Genomic DNA, 6758 nt, shown 5'->3' with positions numbered 1-6758 from the left:
TCGCATCAGTCAGTTGCACTACGCATTCAAGACCATGGCCTACACCATGATAAATCTACGGCACTATTGCGGTAGTTGAGCTGGCAGTTAAGGTCCATGCTTCAGTACGGCGCAGCGCGCCGTGGTCCCGTTCGTCCTCCCCCTGCGGAAATGCATCCGTGACAACGCAAAACTGCCTCGTCGCCCATCTCGACGCGGCTGGTCTCGCCNGCTTGCCAATTCCGTTGACCGCCGCCAGATCGCTTCAACCGAAACTCGCAACCAGTTGCCAGATTGGCCGAAAATTCGATAAGACAGGCCACGCCCCGGAGGAGACGCGCATTAGTGCGATTCGAGAGACGTTTCCACACGGCCTCGGCCATGATATGCCGCAAGCATGAAGGCGATATGGCCCATTTCGTCTCGCGAATTCAGGTCCACTGTGGCAAATTCTGTCGGAGCGTGCCACACTTCGTCCAGAGTCGGCACTTCGTCCAGAGTCGGCATAGTCCCAGCCTATCGGAGGCATGAAAACTCTCGATTGGTCAGCGGATTGCATGCAAGATAACAATGCCCACCGCGCCCCTACAACAACCAAATCGCGGAAGGTCATATGCAAAAGAATTTCACGAAATCCATCTTGGCGGCTGTCGCGGTCATGGCCATGGGAGCCGGCACCATTCCGGCATGGGCCGATGGCATGCCACGCTCGAACGACTTCTGGTGGCCGGAGAGGCTCGATCTTTCGCCGCTACGACAGCATGACGCCGAATCGAATCCTTATGGCAAGGATTTCAACTACGCCCAGGCATTCCAAAGCCTCGATCTTGACGCCGTGAAGAAGGACATCAGGGCTGTCCTGACGACGTCGCAAGACTGGTGGCCTGCAGACTATGGAAACTATGGGCCGTTCTTCGTCCGGATGGCCTGGCACGGTGCGGGCACGTATCGTACGTATGATGGCCGCGGTGGCGCTAGCGGTGGACAGCAGCGATTCGAGCAGCTGAATAGCTGGCCGGACAACGCCAACCTTGACAAAGCTCGCCGTCTGTTGTGGCCGATCAAAAAGAAGTACGGTGAGAAGATTTCCTGGGGTGACCTGATGGTTCTGACGGGCAATGTTGCCCTCGATTCCATGGGTTTTCAGACCTTCGGCTTCGGTGGTGGTCGCGAGGACGACTGGCAATCCGATCTGGTCTATTGGGGAGCCGGTACCAAGTTCCTGTCGGATAACCGCGACAAGAACGGGAAGCTCGAGAAGCCACTGGGCGCAACTGAGATGGGCTTGATTTATGTCAACCCCGAAGGCCCGAACGGCAAGCCAGATCCAGTCGCGGCAGCGAAGGATATTCGCGAAGCCTTCGGTCGCATGGCGATGAATGACGAGGAAACCCTTGCACTCATCGCGGGCGGTCACACTTTCGGCAAAGCGCATGGCGCCGCATCGCCTGACAAATGTGTTGGCCCCGCGCCTGCCGGCGAAGGCCTCGAGCAGCAAGGCCTGGGCTGGGTCAACAAATGTGGCACTGGCAAGGGCGCCGACACGATCACCAGCGGTCTTGAGGGCGCCTGGTCGGCTGACCCCGTTCATTTCACCATGCAGTATCTCGACAATCTTTTCGGGCATGAGTGGGTTCTGACCAAGAGCCCAGGGGGCGCCCATCAGTGGAAGCCTAAGGATGCCGAGAACATCGTGCCGGATGCACACGACCCGTCGAAACTTCATCCGGTGATGATGTTCACGACCGATATTGCGTTGAAGGTCGACCCGTCTTATAGCAAGATCGCCAAACGCTTTCATGAGCATCCCGAGGAATTCAAGCTGGCCTTCGCCAAGGCGTGGTTCAAGCTGACCCACAGGGATATGGGGCCCAAGGCACGCTATCTGGGCAAGGAAGTACCGAAGGTCGATCTGGTCTGGCAGGATCCGATCCCCGCGGCCAATTACAAGACGATTGGCGATGCGGATATCGCTGACCTGAAGAGCAAGATCCTCGCATCGGGACTGGCCAAGTCGGAACTGGTCAAGACCGCTTGGGCGTCTGCTGCTTCGTTTCGCGCCACCGACTACCGCGGTGGCGCGAACGGCGCACGCATCCGCCTCGCTCCGGAGAACAATTGGGCGGTCAACGACCCCGAGGAACTGGCGAAAGTGCTGAAGTCTCTGGAAGACATCCAGGCCAAATTCAACAAGGACAGAACGGACGGCAAGAAGGTATCACTGGCCGACCTGGTCGTGCTTGGTGGCAGTGCCGCCATCGAAGATGCGGCAAAGAAGGCGGGGTTCAACGTTAAGGTTCCCTTTTCGCCACGACGAACGGATGCCACGCAGGAGCAGACCGATGTCAGTTCCTTTGCGGTGCTTGAGCCGACCGCTGATGGGTTCCGCAATTACTATGCGCGAGGCAATGAAAGACCGCCTGCGGAACTGCTGGTTGATCGCGCCAACAAGTTGGATCTCACGGTCCCAGAGATGACGGTCCTGGTCGGTGGACTTCGGGTGCTGAATGCCAATGCAGGTCATTCCAAGCTCGGCGTATTGACCGACCATCCGGGAACTTTGAGCAACGACTTCTTCGTCAATCTGCTCGATATGTCCACCCAATGGACGAAGTCGTCCAAGGCAGACAGCATTTACGAGGGACACAATCGCAAAACGGGTGCCATTAGGTGGACGGCAAGTCCTGTCGATCTGCTATTCGGATCGAGCTCTGAGCTGAGGGCCGTTGCTGAAGTCTACGCATCGGACGACGCGCACGAGAAATTCGTACGTGATTTTGTCCAGGCCTGGACGAAGGTCATGAACCTCGATCGCTTCGACCTGAAGCGGAACTAAGAGACACTCATCGAGTTGGCCGAGGGAGCATCCCTCGGCCAGGATAACGGAGAGCAATATGAAAAAATCCGGACTAGTTGCCCTGGCCCTAGGCATGGGATTGCTGTGGTCAACGCGCCGACTGAGAGTCTGTGAGGGTCGCTGAAGATCGCTCGCCTGCACGGTCGCCAGTTCGCTACCCGCCGCGCCGCAATGGACGAGGTAATTGACTGGCTTGGCTTTTATAATGCCAGCCGGCTCCACTCGACGCTGGGCTACGTCAGCCCCATGACGTTTGAGAAAAACTGGTTCGCAGCTCAGTAAAACCGGGCTGCCTAATTTCCTCGGTTATGGGATTCGTGGAACAGGGGCAAGGTCACTCACGCGACTTGCAGGTCGCACAAACACATTCTTGGCCAGGTCGATCCCAACTGTCGTAATCTGCATGATGGATGCCCCTTCCGGTTTGAGTGGCTAGCGACACTTCCACTCTGGCACATCGATGCCGTCACCGGGTGGGGGCGTCCATCCCATTGCTTACCTTGTATGTTGCCTACTGTGGAATCAAAGCGTCCGCCGCCTTCTCTCGGGCGAGTTCAACGGCGTCCCCTGACTCATGTAGGAAATCGTCGGTCTTCATGGTGGCGATCTCAGGGTGGCTGCTGTCGGCATTATCCTTTTGCCACTTCTTTAGTGCAGCCTCCTTCGTGGCATCGATCTTCTTGCGTTCGTTGCCACCGGGATAGAGCCACTTGAGGAGGCGAACCGTAGCGGTGAGCTGAGGGTCAGCGCTCTCCCGGCGGATCTTTTCCACCTTCTGGATCGCATCATTTTGCGACGCGGCAGCTTGCTGGGTAATTTGGGAGATCGCGGATGGTACCGAGCCGGCAACGTAGTAGGCGGACACGTCGCTCAACGCTTGATCGATCGAGTATTCGCTTACCGGCTTTGCCCCTCCTGCCTCGATTCGAACTTTGACGTTCTGACGCCCAGCCTGCATTTGTGCGACTAGGGCGGGCAAAGTCTTCTGGTAGAAGACGTCTGTGTTGATGACCCCCTTCGCGCCAATGACGCCGGCGGAAGCAGCGGCTAGGGCAGCTTTAGCCGTCGCGGTCCCAGTTGTTGCTCCTAGCCCGTTCAAGACAAGCGTGGTCAGATCCGCGGAGACATCCAACGCGGTGTACGTCCCGACCAGCTTCGACTCGAATTCCTAGTAGTGAGCGTCAATGACCGCCATGCGCGGATAGATCACGGTGTCGCGGTATTGACGGCGGGTCAGTCCTCCACGATTCTTGTCATCCTTAACGATTCCGTTCGTGCGAACTTCCTCGGTCAGGTACGCCTTGTTGGCCAGCGCAAGGTCTTCACCGGTTTCCGAAGGTGTCGGGTACCCGGTAAAGGAGCTGATGGCGCAGCCGCATGGCCGCCGCAGACGGAGGTCACGAGCCACCCGGCTAAGCGTTTCGCCGGGCAGCAACGCCCGATCTCGCTAAGCATTCTGATCCGTACCAGCGGGAGCGCTCTTGAAGTAGTCGGCGAAGGGCCATGCGCTCCGTAGCGCAGCAGCGTCATTCGCAACGTAGCAGCTACGGTCCAAGCGCTCCATCCCGTCGAACGCGTGTGGTGCTGGCCCCACCTTGCCGTCCGTATATTGCCAGAGTGTGAAATGTGGCCATGTGTCAACCGGGATACCGATGGGCGTATCCCTGTAGCGGGCGTACCAAAGCGGGCAGTTCTTCAGAATCGGATCCGCTCCGTGGTGAGGCACGGCGTCGCGGAGCATATTTCCACCATAGATCATGGGCCAACGTCCAGTGACTTCTTTCATCTTCGTGACGAACTCGTGGGCTTGATCGATCGTCATGTCCGGACCGCTGGTACTAGGCTCAAAGTCGAGGCAAAAGACGGTTTTGGAATGGTCAAGGTCCTTGTTGTTCCAATCAACTGCTTCGAGAAAGTTCTTCACTTGGTCCCGGGCAGGCTTGGAACTAGAAAAATGGTAGGCGCCCCATAGCAAGCCGGCCTTTAGAGCCTGTTCGCGCCGAGCCAGGTAGGCTCTGTCCTTAAAGGTGGCACCTTCACTTGCCTTATGAATAACCGCCACCACGTCTGCATCTGCGGCCTCCTGCGCGTGGAACGTTTGCTCGTGGTGGATGTCTAGGATGACATTCGAGTGCAGCGAATGTCTTTGGCATTTTATTCTCCATTTTAGTGCTCGCGGGTGCGCCTAAATGAGTTTAGTTGGCGCGACATGCTGGCGCAGGGCAATCCTAAGCGGGCCACGTTGGTGCGATGAACGGGATCATCAAACCTGTCGAGATGAATATCGAGGGCCTTCAAATCTGTCCCGATCTGCACATGAAATCGGGCTGCCATCGTTGGGGGATTCTCTCCGAGCTGCGCCGCTCTTGCAACGACATGATTTTCGAAGCCGTCCGTAGTGAGTCCGTACCAAACATCATGTCCGCTGCGGCGCAAGGCGCGTGCGAGGATATCCATTCTCAAAAAGGGACCACCCGCGCGACCAAGATGTGCGCGTCCGTTTGCGGTCAAATTCACAGGCGAAATAACGATTTTACGGAGCGGCGTGCGTATATCACCTAACCCTGCAAATCCAATTGAACTCCGCATCAGGTCTCCCATTCAGGTAACCAACCTTGCGCTTTTCTGCTTACTATTCACTTCAATCCACTCCTGTTGCTGGAAGAAGAGCATGTGCAATAGTTGGGCCAACGCCACGACATGTGCATCGATCAGCAAGGCGCTTTGAGCGCAGCCGCTGCGGAAGTCACTGAACTGCGATGGCTTGCGCGTCGCCATCTCGGACAGTAAGCTCAATGAATGGCAGCGGGTTAGCGCGGTGGCAATCCGGTGAGCAGGTTCACAAGGGTTCCGTAGGGCCAGAATGTTGCTGGCGCTGCATGCGAGTAAGACTCTGCCAAAGGAGCCTGGTCAACAGTGTCTGGCGTGACGCATTTCTTCCAATCGCGCCGACGGATGTAGGCAATGGCGGTTTCCAGATAAACGGTGCTCGAAAGCAGGCAGACCAAGGGCTGAGAACTGAGCCTCAATCCGACTTTCTGGAAACATCCTTCCACCCAAAGGGCTTCAACAATCTCACAACGGTGGGCGTTAGTCAGAGATTTGAGCGCCAACTGACATTCCTGAAGCGACCGGTGAAGGAACGTGTTGAGGCGCTCTTGCCTGTCGTCCTTGAACAGGTCTTCAGGCTGTTTAGCGCTTCTGTCGCAGTAAGAGCAAAGAGAGGAACCCGATCGAATTTGATAAGGAATGCTTACATTACTAGCGAATAGAACTGTTCGGCGGCCGTTCGCTGAAGGCCATCGCCTTTCATCTTCCGCCCCTTGCAGATCATATGCATCACTTCGATGCCAGAGAGAATGATGCGCGCACAGCGAAAGTCCCTGAAGCCCATCATCGGTCTGACGCGGCGTTTGATCGCACGATGGTCCTGCTCGATGATGTTGTTCAGGTATTTGTTCTGCCGGATCTCGATCGGTGCACCCCGCTCTGCGTTGATGGCCTCGAGCGCCGCCAGATTGGCGCCGCTCTTGTCCACGGTGACCTTCCCGTGACCCTGCCTCGCTTTCACGTACAGCAACTCATGCAGCCATGCGCAGGGCTTCGTAGTCGACCGGCGTAAGGAAGTCGATCGAATGCAGGCGCTGCCGATTGTAATAGCCTTCGATCCAGTCGACGATATCCAGGCGCGCTTGGGCCCTGGTTTCGTAGCGTGTTTGATGGATTCGCTCGACCTTCAGAGTCTTGAAGAAGCTTTCCATTGGCGCGTTGTCCCAGGCATTGGCACGCCGACTCATGGAGACGATCATGCCCCATGACGCGGCCAGCGTTCGGTGGGCTCGACTGGCATATTGGCTGCCCCTATCCGAATGCAGGATCAGGCCCGGGGGCGGCTTGCGTTGCCAGTAGGCGCTGCGCAAAG

The 6758-nt window shown here is 57.1% G+C and carries 7 protein-coding genes and 2 pseudogenes; 2 read left to right on the top strand and 7 right to left on the bottom strand.

The genetic code is table 11. The features are described 5' to 3' along the window. Positions 1-637: 637 nt before the first annotated feature. Together katG and A3A5_RS41145 are read left to right on the top strand one after the other, a co-directional pair. Positions 638-2815 (top strand): catalase/peroxidase HPI, encoded by a 2178-nt coding sequence (gene katG, locus A3A5_RS0109975; RefSeq protein ID WP_198293123.1) that lies wholly within the window; start codon positions 638-640, stop codon positions 2813-2815. Between the two features lie 105 nt (positions 2816-2920). Continuing rightward, positions 2921-3118: pseudogene (locus tag A3A5_RS41145) on the top strand (IS3 family transposase); the annotation flags it as partial. 229 nt (positions 3119-3347) lie between these two features. Here A3A5_RS41145 and A3A5_RS0109965 read toward each other — a convergent pair. The 7 genes and pseudogenes from A3A5_RS0109965 to A3A5_RS0109940 form a co-directional block, all read right to left on the bottom strand. Next, positions 3348-3968 (bottom strand): hypothetical protein, encoded by a 621-nt coding sequence (locus tag A3A5_RS0109965; RefSeq protein ID WP_018310440.1) that lies wholly within the window; start codon positions 3966-3968, stop codon positions 3348-3350. A gap of 36 nt (positions 3969-4004) precedes the next feature. Then, positions 4005-4271, bottom strand: a complete 267-nt coding sequence (locus A3A5_RS43160; protein ID WP_157637180.1) for a hypothetical protein — start codon at positions 4269-4271, stop codon at positions 4005-4007. Between the two features lie 12 nt (positions 4272-4283). Further along, entirely contained in the window at positions 4284-4949 is a 666-nt protein-coding gene (locus tag A3A5_RS38130; RefSeq protein ID WP_255343467.1) for a glycoside hydrolase family 25 protein, read from the bottom strand. Between the two features lie 53 nt (positions 4950-5002). Beyond that, entirely contained in the window at positions 5003-5437 is a 435-nt protein-coding gene (locus A3A5_RS41140) for a class I tRNA ligase family protein (RefSeq protein WP_081623853.1), read from the bottom strand. Then, positions 5438-5614, bottom strand: a complete 177-nt coding sequence (locus A3A5_RS43155) for a hypothetical protein (protein ID WP_018310437.1) — start codon at positions 5612-5614, stop codon at positions 5438-5440. Positions 5615-6089: 475 nt separating this feature from the next. Further along, positions 6090-6410 (bottom strand): annotated as a pseudogene (locus A3A5_RS0109945) (DDE-type integrase/transposase/recombinase); the annotation flags it as partial. A gap of 7 nt (positions 6411-6417) precedes the next feature. After that, positions 6418-6758, bottom strand: a 341-nt coding sequence (locus A3A5_RS0109940; protein WP_018310435.1) for an IS3 family transposase, incomplete at its 5' end; no start/stop codon positions are given.

Origin of the sequence: Cupriavidus sp. UYPR2.512 (genome assembly GCF_000379565.1) — a bacterium.
Taxonomy (GTDB): domain Bacteria; phylum Pseudomonadota; class Gammaproteobacteria; order Burkholderiales; family Burkholderiaceae; genus Cupriavidus.
Note: the sequence above shows the minus strand (reverse complement) of the source record. Positions and strands in the feature narration are given on the sequence as shown.

Coding starts and splice junctions, on each gene's coding strand:
- A3A5_RS41140 (WP_081623853.1), bottom strand. CDS start 5,437: ATGGGAGACCTGATGCGGAGTTCAATTGGATTTGCAGGGTTAGGTGAT.
- katG (WP_198293123.1), top strand. CDS start 638: ATGGCCATGGGAGCCGGCACCATTCCGGCATGGGCCGATGGCATGCCA.
- A3A5_RS43155 (WP_018310437.1), bottom strand. CDS start 5,614: ATGGCGACGCGCAAGCCATCGCAGTTCAGTGACTTCCGCAGCGGCTGC.